Annotated in this window: 12 protein-coding genes; 3 read left to right on the forward strand and 9 right to left on the reverse strand. The window is 37.3% G+C overall.

The window, feature by feature from the left end; translation table 11 throughout:
- Nucleotides 1-106: 106 nt before the first annotated feature.
- The 3 genes from HX062_RS15370 to HX062_RS15380 form a co-directional block, all read right to left on the reverse strand.
- Complete coding sequence (locus tag HX062_RS15370; protein ID WP_286468019.1) at nucleotides 107-2,869, reverse strand: bifunctional aconitate hydratase 2/2-methylisocitrate dehydratase; 2,763 nt, start codon at nucleotides 2,867-2,869, stop codon at nucleotides 107-109.
- 526 nt (nucleotides 2,870-3,395) lie between these two features.
- Entirely contained in the window at nucleotides 3,396-4,769 is a 1,374-nt protein-coding gene (locus tag HX062_RS15375; protein ID WP_286468020.1) for a peptidylprolyl isomerase, read from the reverse strand.
- On the reverse strand, nucleotides 4,753-5,619 hold the full coding sequence (locus HX062_RS15380; RefSeq protein ID WP_255492482.1) for a hypothetical protein: 867 nt from the start codon (nucleotides 5,617-5,619) through the stop codon (nucleotides 4,753-4,755). Before HX062_RS15380 ends, HX062_RS15375 begins: the two co-directional genes overlap by 17 nt.
- Nucleotides 5,620-5,956: 337 nt before the next feature.
- On the opposite strand from HX062_RS15380, the gene HX062_RS15385 reads away from it, so the two are divergent.
- Nucleotides 5,957-7,552 (forward strand): peptide chain release factor 3, encoded by a 1,596-nt coding sequence (locus tag HX062_RS15385; RefSeq protein ID WP_182628534.1) that lies wholly within the window; start codon nucleotides 5,957-5,959, stop codon nucleotides 7,550-7,552.
- Nucleotides 7,553-8,093: 541 nt separating this feature from the next.
- Here the strand turns inward: HX062_RS15385 and mltG are convergent.
- The 3 genes from mltG to dapF are packed head-to-tail and all read right to left on the reverse strand — an operon-like array spanning nucleotide 8,094 to nucleotide 10,446.
- On the reverse strand, nucleotides 8,094-9,131 hold the full coding sequence (gene mltG, locus HX062_RS15390; protein ID WP_286468021.1) for an endolytic transglycosylase MltG: 1,038 nt from the start codon (nucleotides 9,129-9,131) through the stop codon (nucleotides 8,094-8,096).
- A gap of 6 nt (nucleotides 9,132-9,137) precedes the next feature.
- Nucleotides 9,138-9,662 (reverse strand): GNAT family N-acetyltransferase, encoded by a 525-nt coding sequence (locus tag HX062_RS15395; RefSeq protein WP_182628538.1) that lies wholly within the window; start codon nucleotides 9,660-9,662, stop codon nucleotides 9,138-9,140.
- Between the two features lie 4 nt (nucleotides 9,663-9,666).
- Nucleotides 9,667-10,446, reverse strand: a complete 780-nt coding sequence (gene dapF, locus HX062_RS15400) for a diaminopimelate epimerase (RefSeq protein ID WP_286468022.1) — start codon at nucleotides 10,444-10,446, stop codon at nucleotides 9,667-9,669.
- Nucleotides 10,447-10,591: 145 nt separating this feature from the next.
- Here dapF and HX062_RS15405 point away from each other — a divergent pair, with 145 nt between their 5' ends.
- Both HX062_RS15405 and HX062_RS15410 read left to right on the forward strand, forming a co-directional pair.
- Nucleotides 10,592-11,980, forward strand: a complete 1,389-nt coding sequence (locus HX062_RS15405) for a trypsin-like peptidase domain-containing protein (protein ID WP_286468024.1) — start codon at nucleotides 10,592-10,594, stop codon at nucleotides 11,978-11,980.
- Between the two features lie 95 nt (nucleotides 11,981-12,075).
- Nucleotides 12,076-13,524: a glyceraldehyde-3-phosphate dehydrogenase gene (locus HX062_RS15410; RefSeq protein ID WP_182628541.1), complete on the forward strand. Its 1,449-nt coding sequence runs from the start codon at nucleotides 12,076-12,078 to the stop codon at nucleotides 13,522-13,524.
- Between the two features lie 134 nt (nucleotides 13,525-13,658).
- Here HX062_RS15410 and HX062_RS15415 read toward each other — a convergent pair whose 3' ends face one another.
- From HX062_RS15415 to HX062_RS15425, 3 genes are all read right to left on the reverse strand, one after another.
- Entirely contained in the window at nucleotides 13,659-13,868 is a 210-nt protein-coding gene (locus tag HX062_RS15415) for a hypothetical protein (protein WP_182628542.1), read from the reverse strand.
- A gap of 586 nt (nucleotides 13,869-14,454) precedes the next feature.
- Nucleotides 14,455-16,866 carry a phage tail-like protein gene (locus HX062_RS15420; protein ID WP_286468025.1) on the reverse strand — a complete coding sequence of 804 codons (2,412 nt, stop codon included), beginning with the start codon at nucleotides 16,864-16,866 and terminating at the stop codon, nucleotides 14,455-14,457.
- A 19-nt stretch (nucleotides 16,867-16,885) separates the two neighbouring features.
- Nucleotides 16,886-18,712, reverse strand: a 1,827-nt coding sequence (locus HX062_RS15425; protein WP_286468026.1) for a tropomyosin, incomplete at its 5' end; no start/stop codon positions are given.

Consider the following 18,712-nt stretch of genomic DNA (forward strand, 5'->3'; position numbering starts at 1 on the left):
ATTAAATATATAAAAAAATTCTGCTCGGTTTTAACCCAAGCAGAATTTTATACTTACACAGTTTTTGGTACAGTGTCTTTTTATTGTATCTATTCTATTAAAAGAACTACTTCGTCGAAATTGGTTTAAACTTCGTCAAGTTGATTCCTTCAACAGAAGCTTTATATTCTTCCATTGTAGGAACTCTACCTAAGATAGCAGAAAGTACAACTACTGGTGTTGAAGCTAACAAAGATTCTCCTTTTTTGCGTTCTGAATCCTCTACTACACGTCCTTGGAATAAACGTGTGGATGTAGCCATTACTGTATCTCCTTTTGCTGCTTTTTCTTGGTTCCCCATACATAGGTTACAACCAGGACGCTCTAAATACATGATATTCTCATATTCCGTACGAGCGTTGTTTTTAGGCAAAAGATCGCTAAATTCGAATCCAGAGTACTTTTGTAAGTATTCCCAATCACCTTCTGCTTTTAATTCGTCGATGATGTTGTAGGTTGGAGCTGCAACAACAAGTGGCGCATTAAATTTCACTGAACCTGTTTGTTTTTCGATGTTTTTCAACATTTGAGAAACAATTTTCAAGTCATCTTTATGGACCATACAAGAACCAACGAATCCAAGATCAACTTTTTTATCCCCCCCGTAGAAAGAGAGCTCTCTAATCGTATCGTGCGTATAGCGTTTAGAAACGTCTTCATTGTTTACGTCTGGGTCGGCGATCATTGGTTCTTCGATAATATCTAAGTCAACAACAACCTCTGCGTAATATTTAGCGTTATCATCTGGCATTAATGCTGGTTTAGCACCAGAGCGAATTTCTTCAATACGCTTGTTTGCTTTATCGATTAAGCCTTGTAACACTTGGTTTTTATTGTCCATCCCTTTATCGATCATGATTTGGATACGGCTTTTCGCGATTTCCAATGATTCGATTAACGTATCATCTTGAGAGATACAGATAGACGCTTTTGCTTTCATTTCAGCAGTCCAGTCCGTGAATGTAAACGCTTGATCTGCCAAAAGAGTACCGATGTGAACTTCGATAATTCTTCCTTGGAATACGTTTTCTCCTCCGAATTGGTTTAACATTTGTGCTTGAGTAGCGTGAACCACATCGCGGAAATCCATGTGTTCTTTCATGTTTCCTTTGAATGTTACTTTCACTGATTCTGGAATTGGCATTGAAGCCTCTCCTGTTGCTAAAGCTAAAGCTACCGTTCCTGAATCCGCTCCAAAAGCTACCCCTTTAGACATTCTTGTATGGGAATCTCCTCCAATGATGATTGCCCACTCATCTACAGTAATATCGTTTAATACTTTGTGGATAACGTCTGTCATGGAATGGTATTCTCCTTTCGGGTCACGCGCTGTAATTAAACCGAAGTCGTTCATGAACTTCATTAATTTCGGGATGTTTGCTTGTGCTTTTTTGTCCCATACTGATGCAGTGTGACATCCTGATTGGTATGCACCGTCTACGATAGGAGAAATAACTGTTGCAGCCATTGCTTCTAACTCTTGAGCAGTCATCAATCCTGTTGTATCTTGAGATCCAACAATGTTTACTTCTACGCGAACGTCAGAACCTGCGTGTAACACTTTTCCTTTTGTTACCCCTACTGCGTTGCGGTTGAAGATTTTCTCTACTGCTGTTAACCCTTGTCCTTCGATAGAAATTTCTTTAGAAGGAGCAAATACTACTGGTGCATCAACACCTAATACGTTAGCAGCAAATGTTTGGATTTTTTTACCAAATACGATAGCATAAGAACCACCTGCTTTGATAAATTCCATTTTTTGTGGAGTTAAAGCTTTCGAAATATCGATTAACTCTTGGTCTCCGTTGTATAATTTTTTTGTTTTGGTATTGATTGTCAAAACAGTTCCTGTAGCTACAGAGTAAACCTCTTCTAAAATAGGTTCTCCTTTTTCATTGCGAACAACTTCACCAGCTGCATCTGTTTTTTTCACCCAGTTTTTCAAGTCGATTCCAATTCCTCCGGTTACGTCAACTGTCGTTAAGAAAATAGGAGAAATACCATTTGTACCAGCAACAATTGGCGCGATATTTACGAATGGCACGTATGGACTCGCTTGTTTCCCTGTCCAAAGAGCTACGTTATTTACCCCAGACATACGAGAAGATCCTACACCCATTGTACCTTTTTCAGCAATCAACATCACTTTTTTACCAGGGTGTTGTGCTTGTAGGTCTTTAATCGCTTGTTGCGCTTCAGGGGTGATCATACACAATCCATGTAATTCACGGTCAGCACGTGAGTGCGCCTGATTACCTGGAGAAAGTAAATCCGTAGAGATATCTCCTTCCCCTGCGATAAAAGTTACCACTTCGATTTTTTCTTCTACTTCAGGGAGTTTAGTAAAGAACTCTGCTTTTGCATAGCTTTCTAAGATCTCTTTTGCAATAGCATTTCCTTTTTCAAATGCTTCTTTCAAACGATCTGTATCTGCTTCGTATAAGAACACTTGTGTTTTTAATACTTTAGCAGCTTCTTGAGCAATTGCTGCATCGTTACCTAACGCCAAATCTAAGAGCACTGCGATAGAAGGTCCACCCTTCATATGCGATAATAATTCGAAGGCAAATGCAGGTGTAATTTCACTTACTACTGCTTCACCTAAGATGATTTCTTTTAAAAATTTAGCTTTAACTCCAGCCGCACTTGTCGTACCAGGTAAAACATTGTAAATAAAAAGTTGCAGCGATTCCGCTCGATGTGGGTTTGCTGTATCTTTTATTTGTGCTATGATTTCGCTTAAAAGCTCAGCACCATCAATTGGCTTAGGGTTAAGTCCTTGATTTTTTCTTTCTTCAATCTCGTTGATGTAATCTGTATAAAAGCTCATAATTAATATCTATTGCTTACAGGTTATCGAAAAGGACTTGCCTTTTGGCCCCCATAAACCATTATTTTGTATTAGTTTTTACTCCTTGTGTTTCTTTGCCCATCTGGTGGTTTGTTCGCCTTCCCTTTTGTATTTGCCTTACCTGTCACCCCCCAATTGTAATCCTCCTATAAAAAATAGAACGCTCATTGGGGTGTTATAGGGAAACAAAGGTAAACCTCACACCTGGTGTTCAAAAAGAACGTTTGACTTGTATTTTATTTTTTGTCGTCGCAAATTTAATCAATCTAATTAATTTTCAAAAGTTTTTACTATTTCCTACAAATCCAAAAATTATTATTTATAAACATTCTACTTTACTGAATAAACAACAATACTTTTAGTATTTATTATCAATTAATCTGAAATTAATTATTTTTTACCCTATAAAATTAAGATATTTCAAATATTCAATCTTATTTAATAAAAAACGACATTTTAGTCTATTGCTAAAATGTCGTTTTCAACCGTTTAGATTATTATTTTCTTAGTTTTTAAGCCAATTATTACGGAATTTACAGTCTTTATATTCGCCTTGAATATTAATATAGGCATCTTTTATCTTCTTTGTTACCCATTTTTGTAACTCTTCTTCTTGTTTTTTGTTCAACGCCATGTTTTTTACCTTGGTATAATCGTCGACAAAGTCAATTTTATGTGAAGGAATCTTCTTGTTGATCGTCACAATGCGGTAGCTTTTTTGGTCTCTGTGATCTGTTTTTAAAGAAACGGGAGATACTTCATTTTCTTTGAGTGCATTTACTAAAAAGTACAATTCGCGATCTTCCATTTTGTTTAGATCAAAACGCGTATCCATCGTCATTGGATCTCTCAACACCCCCCCATTTTGTCTAGTGTCTTTATCATCAGATGAAGCGGCAGCTGCTTCGGCAAATGAGATTTCTTTATTCATTATTTTTTCGCGAATTCCCTCTGCTTTAGTCTTTGCCTCTTCTAGTGCTTTTTCTGTTGGTTTAGGGACCAATAAGATATGACGCACATCTAAGTGTTGTCCTCTAATTTTTTCCAAGTAAATGATGTGGTATCCAAATTCTGTTTCAAATGGTGCAGAAATTTCGCCCTCTGCTAAACTGAAGGCAACTTCTTTAAACTCTTTGGCAAAAGGGTCTTTTTTGGTAATAGAATAAAATCCTCCATTAGCTGCAGAACCTTTATCATCGGTAAACAAAACTGCTTTACTAAAGAAACTCGCTCCATTTTCCAAAACATCAGTTCGCATTTCATTTAAGCGATCAATCACTTTTTGTTTTTGTTCTTTTGAGATTTCTGGCTTAATCACAATTTCAGCAATTTCAACCTCGTCTCCTACTGTTGGTCTTTCATCTTCTGGAATAGTGCGAAAGAACTGTCGAACTTCTTCTGGTGTAATTGTTACTTTCTCAACAATGTGGCGCTGCATTGCCTGAGTTAACTTATTTTGTTTTACAATATCAAAAAAGTAATCTCTAAAATCTTCTTCTGATTTTTTGTTGTAAAAGCTTAAAATACGCTCAATACCGCCGACTTCTTCCACCATGCGATTGATCTGATCATTCATAAAGCTAGTTACCTCTGCGTCACTTACTTCAATACTGTCTTGAACAGCTTGGTGGGCATATAATTTATCTTCTAATAAACGCTCGAATAAATCACATTTTGACAAATTATCAATAGGAATACGCTGTGCTTTTAACTCCAATAGGGTCTTATCAATCTCTGATTCTAAGATTACGTAATCTCCAACTACACCAACTACACCGTCAATCTTTCTTTTTCCCGTTGGATTCTGTGCTTGCATTCCCCCTATCACAACAAGTGATAGCCCCAAAGCAAACATTACCTTCTTACTGATAAATTTCATAATTTTTATCTTTTTTTGCATCTTTTAAAATATCTTCTTCTATCTGTTTTAATAATTCCATTTTTCGGTTATTTAGCACCATCAAACGCAAAGAGGGTTCTAAATAAGAATAGGGAACAATATCTCCTTTTCTCAATACTTGACTAATGCGCACAAAGTACGTACTATTTTCATCCTTAACCTCAAAATAGGTGTTGTTTTTTAAATATTGTTCTCTATTCTCCGAATTAATAAAGGGCAACTTCTCGTAAATTTGAGATACATTAACCCAAAGGGAGTCATTTAAGACATAGGATTTCATTTGAAGGGATAATTGATCTAAGAGTTCGTACTTTACGTCTTTCCCACCATTAAAACCGCTCTTTACCTTATTGTAGTGAGAATTAGAGTTTAAAATGTTGACATAAGACAGTTTAACCAACATATCATCTACTTTAAATCCGGATTTTATTTTATCGTAATATTCTTTTAAATCACTTGTTCGAACTACAGTATCGACAGATTGTTGCACTAATTTCTCCAGATAGCCTTTGATTAAAAGTTCTGATTTGAAATTGGCAACTAATTCATCTATTTCCTTTTTCTTATCGTCTGATAAATTAAACGCTGCGGCATCCATCAATAATTGTTTGGTTGCCCATTTGTTAATAAACAGCTCTACCATAGCTATACTATCTTTGACAGTAGTCTGCGGTGGAACGATATTTTGCAGAGAGGAACGATCTAAATATTTATCATCTACTCGAGCGATATAGTTATCGCCGTCAAGTTTTTTTTGTTTATTACAACTCGTATAGCCCAAAAGCACCGCCAATAAAACAACAGCGTGTTTGATATACTTTATTCTCATATCCTCCATTACCTATACTATTCTTTTATTTATTAAGCTAACAAAAATAACATTTCTAAGCCGTAAATGATATTATTTTTAAAAAAACGGATAAAAATACGTTTAAATAAACAAGTTAAAAAACTTAATTAACAATATTACTAATACCGCATTTATTTACCTTAAGGATTAACATTCTCTTTAGTTTTTTCCTGAGGATTTTCTTTGTCATCTATGCAATTGGATGTGCTTTGGGTCTTGATTTTTAAGGAGAATCTCTCCTTTAGAAAACGATTACTGCGCATAATTATTATTTTCAGCAAATAATGAGTATTTTTGCGTCCTAATTTTTTTAGAGATGAGTTTTTTAACAGAAATACAACGCAGAAGAACATTTGGTGTAATTGCTCACCCCGATGCTGGTAAGACTACCTTAACAGAGAAATTACTTCTTTTTGGAGGCGCTATTCAAGAAGCAGGTGCAGTAAAGAATAACAAGATTAAAAAAGGAGCTACTTCGGATTTTATGGAGATTGAGCGCCAAAGAGGAATCTCAGTTGCTACATCTGTATTAGCCTTTAACTATAAAGACAAAAAGATCAACATTTTGGATACGCCAGGTCACAAGGACTTTGCTGAGGATACGTTTCGTACGTTGACGGCAGTAGACAGTGTTATTGTGGTGATTGACGTAGCAAAAGGAGTTGAGGAGCAAACGGAAAAGCTTGTTGAAGTATGTCGCATGCGCAACATTCCGATGATTGTATTCATCAACAAATTAGACCGTGAAGGACGTGATGCCTTTGACTTGATGGATGAAGTAGAACAAAAACTACAACTAAAAGTGACTCCTTTAAGCTATCCTATTGGCATGGGATACGACTTTAAGGGAATCTATAACATTTGGGAAAAGAACGTTAACTTGTTTACGGATGACAGTCGAAAAAACATCGATGATGTAATTAATATTTCGGACTTAGCGTCCAAAGAATTAGACAACCTAATCGGCAATACGGCAGCAGATAAATTGAGAGAAGAATTGGAAATCATCCATGAAATTTACCCTGATTTTGATCGTGAGGCCTATGTAAAAGGAGAATTGCAGCCTGTATTTTTTGGTTCTGCGTTGAATAATTTTGGTGTACGCGAGTTATTGGATTGTTTTATTCAAATTGCTCCGTCTCCTAGACCAAAAGAATCGGATACGCGTTTGGTTGAACCAACGGAAAAAGGATTTAGTGGTTTTGTCTTCAAGATTCACGCGAATATGGACCCCAAACACAGGGACCGTTTAGCTTTTATCAAAATTGTTTCGGGTACGTTTGAGCGCAATACGCCCTACCTACACGTTCGTCAAAATAAAAAATTAAAATTCTCCAGTCCGAATGCCTTTTTTGCAGAAAAGAAAGAGATTGTTGACATTTCATATGCAGGAGATATTGTCGGGTTACACGATACAGGAAACTTTAAGATTGGAGATACTTTAACGGAAGGTGAAATTATGAGCTTCAAGGGTATTCCAAGCTTCTCTCCTGAGCACTTTAGATACATTAACAACGCCGATCCAATGAAGTCGAAGCAGTTAGAAAAGGGAATTGATCAATTGATGGATGAAGGAGTTGCACAGTTGTTTACGTTAGAGATGAATGGGCGTAAGGTAATTGGAACAGTAGGTGCCTTACAGTATGAGGTAATTCAATATCGCTTAGAGCACGAGTATGGTGCCAAGTGTACGTATGAAAACTTTCCGGCGTACAAAGCGTGTTGGGTGCGACCTGAAGATCCGAAAAACGAAGAGTTCAAAGAGTTTAAACGCATCAAACAAAAATTCTTGGCGTTTGATAAATCAGGACAACTGGTTTTCTTAGCAGACAGTGAATTCTCTATTCAAATGACACAAAGTAAGTTCCCAACGGTAAAATTGGGCTTCACTTCAGAAGAAATTGACAAATAATTTAGTTATATAGTACGCGAATAGTGTTCAAATAAGAAGAGGGTGACCCAAAAGGTCATCCTCTTTCGTTTTTATGGGATCCGTATTTTTCCATTCAGTCCGATCGCGTGGATTTGCAAACCGTGCGTTGGGTTTTTGTTCGAGTCTTGTTCGAGTCTTGTTCGAGTCAGCTTCGGTAAATGGGGGGTAAACCCCCGTAAATACGAATGTTTATCGAAGAAGACCCGAACAAATATAAAATCAAACAAAACAAACAGCTGAATAACAGACGTTCACATTTACTATATAGAGAAAAACAAAGGCATTTGAGCTTTTTTTTCCATATTTGGGAAGGGGATATTGCGATTAATTTTTACTGATGTAGATTTATAGCGTATTTCCGATGGCGCGGATTTACAAACATCTAACGCACGGTTTACCCGTGCCATCGGACTAATCTCGAGCAACAAAAGCTAAACACGCACCCCAAAAAAAAGAGACTAAAACGATGTTTTAGTCTCTTTTTTTATTTTAATTTGTCCTTAACGGTCAAAGGCTCAATCTATCTTATTCCAGATTGGTTCAACCATGCGCTGTATTTTCTACTGTTTTGGTTGTGTTGCGCCAAGGTAGTGGCAAATTCGTGATATCCCATTCGATCAACACTTGCGCAGAAGTACATATAGTCGTGTTTTTCAGCGTTTAATACAGCATCAATTGACACTTTATCTGGCATGAAGATTGGTCCTGGAGGAAGTCCTACGTTTTGGTAAGTGTTATAAGGAGATTCCAGTTCTGTATCTTTGTGGTACACTCGTTTGATCACTTGATCAAAATCATTGGTATACAATTTTTTAGCAAAAACAACGGTTGGATCCGCTTGTAAAGGCATACCGATGCGCAAGCGATTGAGGTAAACCCCAGCAACTTTGGATTTTTCGTCGTTTTTACTCGTTTCTTTTTGTACGATAGACGCTAAGATAGCTACTTCAACGGGGGTTAATCCTAGTTCAGCGGCTTTAGCTTTTCTCTCTTCATTCCAAAATTTCAGGTATTCTTTATGCATTCTGTTGCGCATTCTCAGTGGGGTTACAGTCCAATAAAACTCATACGTTTCTGGCAAGAAGCCCACCAATACGCTTTCTTTAGTAAATCCGTTTTCCTCTAAAAAAGTTGGATCGAGGAATACTTCCATCATTGCCGTACTATCTGCTTCCACTTGATCTGCGATACGAGCGGCTAAGTTTTCAATGCGTTCTTGGTTGTTAAAGGTCAAGCGAACAGGGGAATTTTTTCTCAAGGCTTCAATTAAACTGTAGCTGTCCATACCGTTAGTCAATTTGAATCGCCCTGCAATTAGGTTGCTGTTGTAACTTCTTTGACTAGCAATTTCCTCAAAACCTTCAGGATCATTTAAATAAGGACGTAAGGCTTCTAATACATCTTGGAAGTTATCTGAGGTTTGAATATAGAAATACTCTTTTTCATTCCAATCGTGAAGGTTGGGAGAAAAGGCTTTCTCATACCACAAATACAAATAACCTATTAAAGCAAAAGCACCTACTACCGAAAGTGCGATCAGTATATTTTTTAATTTCATTTCTTTTTAAAATATTAACTGGTACATAATTTCATCTTTATATTCTTGGCCCACTCTAGTCCAGGCTTTTTTCACGCCAATGGCTGTAAAATTATATTTTTCAAACAATTGAATACTCGCTTGATTGTCGGTTGCAATATTAGCATAAAGTTGGTTTAGATGCAGGTATTCTCGGCTATAATTCACAACTAATTCTAATGCTTGAGAGCCAATTCCTTGCGAGCGATTTTGGCTATTCTGAATGACAATCCCCACTCCTGCTCTATCATTTTTGGGGTCAAAATCGAACAAATCGATCAATCCTAATGTTTCACCTGTGTCTTTAGCGCAGATTACCAAGCGCAATTGTTTTGCTTCGTAAATATCTTGGTGTGCATTTTCTAAATACTGGTGAATCAAAAAACGGCTATAAGGAGTTTGGGTATTACTCACCTCCCATAGGCTGAGATCATTTTCAATTTGATAGATAAATTCTAAATCTTCGGGTTCTAATGCACGGAGAACTATCTCGGCAGTTTCTAGTCTAATCATGTTTTTATATGCTAATAGTTCCTTGGAAAACAAAGGTAGCAGGTCCTTTTAAGAAGACCTGTTTATAGGTTTGGTTTTCCCAGTTAAAGGCTACGGAGAGATCGCCGCCTTCTACTTCTATTTTCACTTCGTTTTGATCCACTTTTCCCAGGGCGTGCATGGCTATGGCTACCGCAGTTGCCCCTGTTCCACACGACAAGGTTTCGTCCTCTACTCCTCTTTCATAAGTGCGAATTCGGAAATGGTTGGGTCCTTCTTGTTCTACAAAGTTAACATTTGTCCCTTTTGGTGCATACTCTTGGCTATTTCTAATTTGCTTTCCTTTTTTATACACGTCAAAGTACATCAAGTTGCGCACAATTTCTACGTGATGAGGAGAACCCGTATTGACGAATAAATGCTTATCTCTTACTTCTACACCATCTACATCGATCATTTGTAGAGATACAATTCCCGCTTCGTCAATGGTAGCATAGTGCATTCCATCAATGGCGCTGAAGTGACATTCCTGTTCAATAATGCCCAGCTGTTTGGCAAAAGCGACAATACATCGCCCACCATTGCCACACATGGTGCTTTCTTTGCCGTCTGCATTAAAATACACCATCTTAAAATCGGCTTGTTCATCCTCTTCGATTAAAATCAACCCATCGGCTCCAATTCCGAATCGGCGATCACATAAATCGGTGATTAAATCTGCATTAGAGGCATCTACTATTTTTTGACGGTTATCTAGCATGACAAAGTCATTTCCCGTTCCTTGGTATTTCCAAAAGGACAACATATAGAATTGTTTTTAGCTAAGTTTGGAACCAAATTTACAAATAATCCCTTGGATTTTATACTTTGTTAACCATTGGTTAAACACTTTTTAATTCCTTTCCCCTTTTTTATTTTTACTCTAGTTTCATTTTAACCGTTATTGTATTATGAAAAGATTTTTTACTACATTTTTCACCTGTCTTTTAACGGCAGCGATTACCTTATTCGGCTATACGTATTACTTGGATCAAAAAGATCCGCAAAAACAAGAAGAAACAGTTGGGCTAGATACACCCAACTCGAGTCGTGTGATAGCGGGTGAGCCTATTGATTTCACTGCTGCTGCAGAGAACACGGTCCATGCAGTGGTTCACGTAAAAAACCTAAGCTACATCACGACGCGAAGCAATCCTTTGTTGGAGTTTTTCTATGGCTATAAGGGGGGTACGCAAACCCAAATTGGAACTGGATCAGGGGTTATTATTTCTGAAGACGGTTATATTGTCACCAACAATCACGTGATTGCCAATGCATCAGAACTAGAAGTGACCTTAAACAACAATAAGACATATAAGGCGAAGCTCATAGGAACGGAGCGAGAGATGGATCTTGCATTACTCAAAATTGACACCAACGAAAAATTGCCTTTTTTGACCTTTGGCGATTCGGATGCGCTTCAGTTAGGCGAATGGGTACTTGCGGTTGGGAATCCGTATAACCTTACATCAACGGTTACAGCGGGTATTATTTCGGCTAAGGCGAGAAATTTGTCTGAGACAGGTATTCAATCGTTTATTCAAACTGATGCTGCTGTCAACCCTGGAAATAGCGGAGGTGCTTTGGTCAATGTACAGGGCGAATTAATTGGTATCAACACGATGATTTCTTCCAATACTGGGTCTTATGTGGGGTATGCGTTTGCAGTTCCGTCCAATGTTACCAAAAAAATTGTTGAGGATTTCTTACAGTATGGCGATGTACAGCACGGCGTATTAGGCGTTAGTGGTTTCGAATTGAACGCCGCTACCGCAGAGCAATTACAATTGCAATTAGATAAAGGGTTTTACATTCAAACGATTGTTCCTGAATCAGATGCAGCAAAAGTAAACGTACAGCCAGGCGATGTCATTACAACAATCAACGGAAAGTCTATTTCTTCCTTTGTAGACATCAAAAATGTTCTGAATACTAAACGTCCAGGTGATGTGGTGCACTTAACGCTACAACGCGGAAACAAAACACTAGAGCAAGACATCAAACTTATGCAAGCCCATGCGGTGAGTTTTGTCTTCCAAGGCATTGAATTCAGCGATCTCACACCAACAGAGAAGGCGACGTTCAACCTCAAATACGGTATTAAAATAACGGCAATAACCGCTGAGAAATACCTTCCTTATAAGGCTGAATTGACCAACGCAATCTTACTTTCGATCAATGGACAAAAGATAAACTCTATCGAACAAGCAAAACGAATATTCAGTCAACAAACTGAAAATCAAAGAACAAAACTAGAGATACTATCACCTAAAGGAGAATTAATCAAACTTTTCCTATAGAAATTGTTAGGCGTTAATTCAGCATTTAACTTTTGCTTTATTCATAAAAAAAGTGGACTTTTGCACTAATTTTATACAACACAATCTAACACAATATGAAAGATACAAGTTTATACGAAAAGGAATTGGCTTTTCAAGCAGACAGAAGAAAAGCATGTGTAGAGTTTATCAAGATCATAAGCGATTTATGGTTTGACAAATCTATTGAATTGTTAATGTTCCGCAATCAATTGATTGACCGTAGCGTTAGTGATATCATCAATTTACATGAATATGCTGCAAAGTTTGTTGAAAAACCGATTAACATTTTTGATACGGTTGAGATAGCGAAAGCAATTCAACAAGCTGATCTTCCTCCTTCAAGAATTGATATTGGTCGTTTAACATACGAATATCACTTGGAAGACAACAAGCATAACAATGCATTAGGTTTTGTTGTAAGTAAATTAAAAGATGCTAAAAACACAGGGGAAATTGTTCCAAAAGATGTTGTGCTATACGGTTTTGGTCGTATTGGACGTTTATTGGCTCGTGAGTTAATGAACAAAATCGGAAAAGGGCAACAAATGCGTTTGAGAGCTATTGTAACACGTGATAAGAATGATGCAGTTTTACTAGAGAAAAGAGCTTCTTTATTGAAATATGATTCTGTTCACGGTGATTTTGAAGGGTCTGTAATTGCAGATCCAGAGAACAATGCTTTGATCATCAACGGAACAACAGTACACATGATTTCTGCTGCTACACCAGAGGAAATTGACTATACTGCCTACGATATTGACAATGCGTTAATCATTGATAATACGGGAGCATTCACAACTGAAGAGGCATTAAGTCGTCACTTATCTTCAAAAGGAGCTTCAAAAGTATTATTAACAGCACCAGGAAAAGGAGTACCAAATATTGTACACGGAGTAAACCATACAGCTTACAACCCAGCGGAAGTAAACATTTGGTCTGCGGCATCGTGTACAACCAATGCAATTACACCGATTTTAAAAGTTATGGAAGATAACTTTGGTGTAGTAAAAGGACACTTAGAAACCATCCATGCTTATACAAACGACCAAAACTTGGTTGACAATATGCACAAAAAATACCGCCGTGGTAGAGCAGCTGCTTTAAACATGGTTATTACAGAAACAGGAGCAGGAAGTGCTGTTGCAAAGGCGTTACCTTCGTTAGCAGGTAAATTGACTTCAAACGCCATCCGCGTACCTGTTCCAAATGGATCTTTAGTGGTTTTAAACCTAGAGATTGAAAAAGAAACATCTGTTGAAGCATTAAATGAAGTAATGCGCAAAGCAGCTCTAAATGGAGAGTTAGTGGAGCAAATTAAATATTCATTGAACAACGAGTTGGTATCTTCTGATATCGTTGGAACATCTGCGCCGTCTATTTTTGACAGTAAAGCAACAATTGTTTCAGCTGATGGTAAAAACGTAGTTATGTATGTTTGGTATGACAACGAATATGGCTATAGCCACCAAGTAATTCGCTTAGCGAAATACATTGCACAAGTAAGACGTTATACGTACTATTAATAGTAAAAAATCCCGCTAAAGCGGGATTTTTTTTATCCTTCTAATAATTAAAAAAGAGAGCAATTGCCCTCTTTTTTAACTAACTGTAACCAAACTTGTTTATTTGTATGAATATTAATATTGACGGATTGCCTTTATACTTCTTGTACGTGCAGTTGACCCAGTTTTTGATGTAAGCTTGGCTTATCTTGTATAAAATCTTCTACCCATTGTTCCAAGCGATCTACATCATAGGGCAACATCTGTACTAAGGCTTTATTAAATTCTTTGACAAATAGTTCTGAATCAAAACTTACATTTTCTAATATTCTCTTTGTATAGTCAAACATTAATCTGTTTTCCATTTTTATGTTTCTTTTTCACATTAAACAACAATCAAAAATAACCTATTAACAAATAAAAAACAAACTTAATACGATTTTTTACATTTTTTTAAACTATACGCAACATTACTAAAAATTTAAGTTTATTTGTAAAGGTTAGCTGTCGTTTGCTTACATATTTTTTACGGAAAGTTAATTTTCGCCAAACAAAAAGTAAAAGTGTACCGCTAAACCCTACTCCACCCAACCCTTGTTACAAAGGTGGAAAATCTATACGCTCCGCTTCTTTTTCTACGCTTTACTTCAGTGTAAGACGAATATAGTTTACACTTTACCTATATGAAATAGCCCTACCCCTAGACTCTACTTAGTTTTACTTGACAGAAAAGAAAATAAATACGAGATAAAGTTGCTTCAAAAGCGTACGCTCTTAGGAGGTGGTAAAACAGGACGCGACTATTTACATCTTTTTAGAACGGGTCGGGCCTTTACAGTTCATCTTTGTGCTACTGTAGAGCCTTAGGCATTATATAAAAAAACCCCACCTATATAGATGGGGTTTTACTTTTTGGGTTTTAAAAGAGAGTCTTCTCCTATTTATTATTACTTATCGAACTGTATAATTGACGTTTATATTTGCTTGTACATATTGCATCGCCCAAGCTAATGCATTTGTATAGAAAATACTATTGTGCACAGTTGTGTTATTGTGATACATTTTACTAACTGGAGCACCGCCTGAAGTTCTCGGTGCAGGCCATTTGAGCGTTGATGTATTGCTGACATCACCCGCTACCCATCCACCATCACCGATGAATATAAAGCCTAGCGTATTATGTTTCAATGCCCATATGCTATTTGAATTTCCGGTTTGATATGACAAAGGTGTAAATTCATTCGAATAGCCCTCTACATAGAGTGAATTATCTAAATCTCCTCCAAGGTTTAAGCCTACAATATTTCCAAAAGGTCCATCTAATACAGGATCCGTTGTATTGAAAATTGGATTCACCCATACTTTTTTGATTTCTGTTACCGAAGTAGATGCGGAATGAGCGATCGAATTTATTAAATCACGAGCACCTGTAGGATCATTTTCCTGTCCATGTAATAGAACTCCTTTTTTATTTTTCACGAAATCGCTTAATATGGCAATACTAGCTGCATTTGGTCTGTAGTTATATCCAACCACAATAATGTCTATATTATTTGAGTTGATATGATCCCTAAGCGTATTTCCTTGAGAAGTTCCTCCGTCGTATACATCAACGCCGTCTACTTTTACGATTCCATTCGGTCCAAAATTGGCAGGTGTCTTCAACATTGTTCCCACCGAGTATTTAGCCGCCGCTGAACCTGGTTGATATCCGAGAGATCCTAGTCCTAAAACTTTCATTCGACGGAATAAGAAATCGATATTTTTATTACATGTATTAGCTCCAATAACACTGTCAGAGGTAATGGTATAGCGGTGAATACCACCTGTCAATGGCGTTCCTATACCTCTCAGTTGTACAGTTTGTGTACCTGTAGTATTAAAAGTACCCGTAGCTTCGAATCGAATTCCATTTACTGTATTTGTCGAAATAGTATAAGGGCCTGGATAAGAAACATTGACTTGGACTAACATGATATTCATTGGTGTCATTGGTACACCTGGCGCATAGTCCCCAACCGTTGCAATTGAAGAACATAGTAAGGTATATGAAACAGGTTGTGAAGTTACGGTTAGCTCAAAAGAACAAATTGCTTCCATTCCCGTTTGAGGTTTTAACACGTATTCAAATGTTCCTGCTTGAATTGGCGTTCCTACAGCCGTTAAGACTACTTCTCTAGTAGTTAGCCCATCGAAAGAAAGTGGTCCTGACGTAAAGTAAATACCATTTACTTCTTCTGTTTCCAAGACCGTTTCTCCTGTTGATCTCACCTCTACGGATAATTTTGCAGTATGTGAAGCCGTCGTAGGTTCATCTTGTTTATATACCCCCGTAAAAACAACGTTAGAACAATCAACGCGATAGTCAACTTCTTTTACTTGCACCTGAATATCTGTACAAGATTCTCTGGTTGTAACATCTGAATTGGTTGTAAATCCAAAGGTATCTGTTCCGGATTGAATAGGAGTACCTGTTCCTAATAACTCGATTTCTTGTACTCCTGTCGCACTAAAAGTACCTGAGCCTCTAAAGGAGTACCCATTGGTAGTATTAGTTGAAATACTCCAATATCCCGTTGATGTAACATTTACACTCAGCACCATTTTATTGGTTGGTTTTAAACTCATCCCAATCATATAATCACCAAGCACGCGTACTTGAGCACAATCAATAGAATAGCTCACAGTTGCATTTTCAACAAAGGCATACTGTTGACACTGAGCCGTTACATTATTCAGGCTAATCGTTAACAAATCCCCTTGTTCACCCGTACTATATCCTATATTTGGTGTTCCTATACCTTGCAGTACCAAAGTGTAGCTACCTGCGGAAGGAAAAGTTCCACTAGTGGTGAAATAGTATCCATTATCTGTCAGAGCTTTAACTTCATAAGTACCAGGTTGTGTCACGGTAACTGGTATTGTTAAATAATTAGCTGCAGTCAAGAACTCTCCTTGTTTGAGTATTCCATTAACTGTAATGGCTTGACACTGTATTTGATTAATCTCAAATACAGCTGGTGGTGGCGTCCCACAAATACTCAACCAGCTATCTTGTACTGTACTCCAATAATTAAAACAACCTGTGGTTTTATTGAAGATTAATAGACCATCTGTTCTATTGGCTGCTGTGATTGCATCGCGCTGTTGCGTAGTTAACCGTGGTGTTAAAAATCCTTTATTTACACTTTCTAGCTCTAAAATAACGCCTAATCCTGGCGTAGTGGTTGTTCCTGATAAGGTACCATCCTTAATTTTAGTCATATTCGTCTGTGCAACACTGGAGGAAATGCCAATTAAAAGTAGGAATAGTAAGGAAAGTATTACTTTTCCTCTCTTATATATCATGTGATTCTTATACATAATGAATAGTTTTAAAAAGTTAGTTTTTTTGCATGAATTCCAATAACAGCTGCTCCAATTGTTCTACTTTCTGTTGAACATGTTGGTTGGCCTGTTCCAATTCTTTGATTCTAGCTTCTTTTTCCTCGAGTTCTTTGTTTTGATCGATAATGTGCAAATACAATTCTTCTGTTTTTTCTAATAATTGGATGGATAACTCAGAAACGTTAAAAGCGTATCCTTCCTCTGACTTAGTCAACTGATGAATCGGTGTAATACCTGGTAAGTGACGATTTTCTTTAATAAAATCTTCCACAACATCTAAACTCTTAAAGTTATAATCATATTTCAACGATGAGAATCCATCAAAATAGTTTTCAAACACATAATCTGCATAGTAACTGTTTACTGCCGTAATACTTCCATTAACTCTTAACTTCTCACTAGGTGCTGTAGAAGGTTCAGTAAATCCAATTCCAACCCATCCTTTCGTATAAATATTACTTGTCGGTGAAGTTGCAAGCTTATGTGTGGTAGAATCTAACCATGGATGTTTATTGATTGAATCAATTTCAATGGTGTGAATAACGCCATTCTCATCTGTATATAACAATGTATTGTTAGAAGCATCGAATTCTAATTTTGTCAATGATTCTCCTCCTACAACTAACTCTTGTAATTTTAACTCTGTTACTTCACCAATCTCATTGGTATAGTATAAAGAGTTTACAGCAGGATCGTAAACAAGGGTTGTTATGGTTTCATTTCCTTTAACTAATACTTCAATGTCAATAGGATTTTCTATTCCTTTTTCATCGGTATAGGTTAACGAATAGGTCTTTGTTACTTCTCCTTCTTCACTTGTATCTGTAGTTTCAACATTGACAAGTTTTGTCAGTGTCTCATTGGCTTTGACAATCGCCTCCATATCGATAATTACCGTATGTCCATTTTCATTTACATAGGTAAAATCACTGCCGTCATAGCTAACATTACCGCCAATATTGTTGATCACTTGATTTAAGATCTCTTGCACCTCGGTATTGTTGATGATCTCTTCAAAGTTGTTGATCACATCGGCCTGAACGTCTATGACAACTGCTGTACCTTCCTCGTTGGTGTAGGTGTACTGCCCATTGCCGTTGGCGTCTTTCACTAAGGTGGTTATCGTTTCATTGGCTTTGACAATCGCCTCAATATCGATGGTGGTCGTTTGCCCATTTTCATTTACATAGGTAAAATCACTGCCGTCATAGCTGACATTGCCACCAACTTTGTTGATCACTTGATTTAAGATCTCTTGCACCTCGGTATTGTTGATGATCTCTTCAAAGTTGTTGATCACATCGGCCTGAACGTCTATGATAACTGCTGTGCCTTCCTCGTTGGTGTAGGTGTACTGCCCATTGCCGTTGGCATCTTTCACTAAAGTGGTTATCGTTTCATTGGCTTTGACAATCGCCTCCATATCGATAATTACCGTATGTCCATTTTCATTTACATAGGTAAAATCACTGCCGTCATAGCTAACATTACCGCCAATATTGTTGATCACTTGATTTAAGATCTCTTGCACCTCGGTATTGTTGATGATCTCCTCAAAGTTGTTGATCACATCGGCCTGTACGTCTATGATAACTGCTGTACCTTCCTCGTTGGTGTAGGTGTACTGCCCATTGCCGTTGGCGTCTTTCACTAAAGTGGTTATCGTTTCATTGGCTTTGACAATCGCCTCAATATCGATGGTGGTCGTTTGTCCATTTTCATTTACATAGGTAAAATCACTGCCGTCATAGCTAACATTACCGCCAATATTGTTGATCACTTGATTTAAGATCTCTTGCACCTCGGTATTGTTGATGATCTC

Source organism: Myroides sp. DF42-4-2 (assembly GCF_030326445.1).
Lineage (GTDB): Bacteria > Bacteroidota > Bacteroidia > Flavobacteriales > Flavobacteriaceae > Flavobacterium.

Bases quoted from the DNA above. Each gene is read 5' to 3' on its own strand.
- HX062_RS15420 (WP_286468025.1), bottom strand. From the start codon at position 16,866: ATGTATAAGAATCACATGATATATAAGAGAGGAAAAGTAATACTTTCC.
- mltG (WP_286468021.1), bottom strand. From the start codon at position 9,131: ATGAAATTAAAAAATATACTGATCGCACTTTCGGTAGTAGGTGCTTTT.
- HX062_RS15410 (WP_182628541.1), top strand. From the start codon at position 12,076: ATGAAAGATACAAGTTTATACGAAAAGGAATTGGCTTTTCAAGCAGAC.
- HX062_RS15395 (WP_182628538.1), bottom strand. From the start codon at position 9,662: ATGATTAGACTAGAAACTGCCGAGATAGTTCTCCGTGCATTAGAACCC.
- HX062_RS15370 (WP_286468019.1), bottom strand. From the start codon at position 2,869: ATGAGCTTTTATACAGATTACATCAACGAGATTGAAGAAAGAAAAAAT.
- dapF (WP_286468022.1), bottom strand. From the start codon at position 10,446: ATGTTGTCCTTTTGGAAATACCAAGGAACGGGAAATGACTTTGTCATG.
- HX062_RS15415 (WP_182628542.1), bottom strand. From the start codon at position 13,868: ATGGAAAACAGATTAATGTTTGACTATACAAAGAGAATATTAGAAAAT.
- HX062_RS15375 (WP_286468020.1), bottom strand. From the start codon at position 4,769: ATGAAATTTATCAGTAAGAAGGTAATGTTTGCTTTGGGGCTATCACTT.
- HX062_RS15380 (WP_255492482.1), bottom strand. From the start codon at position 5,619: ATGAGAATAAAGTATATCAAACACGCTGTTGTTTTATTGGCGGTGCTT.
- HX062_RS15385 (WP_182628534.1), top strand. From the start codon at position 5,957: ATGAGTTTTTTAACAGAAATACAACGCAGAAGAACATTTGGTGTAATT.
- HX062_RS15405 (WP_286468024.1), top strand. From the start codon at position 10,592: ATGAAAAGATTTTTTACTACATTTTTCACCTGTCTTTTAACGGCAGCG.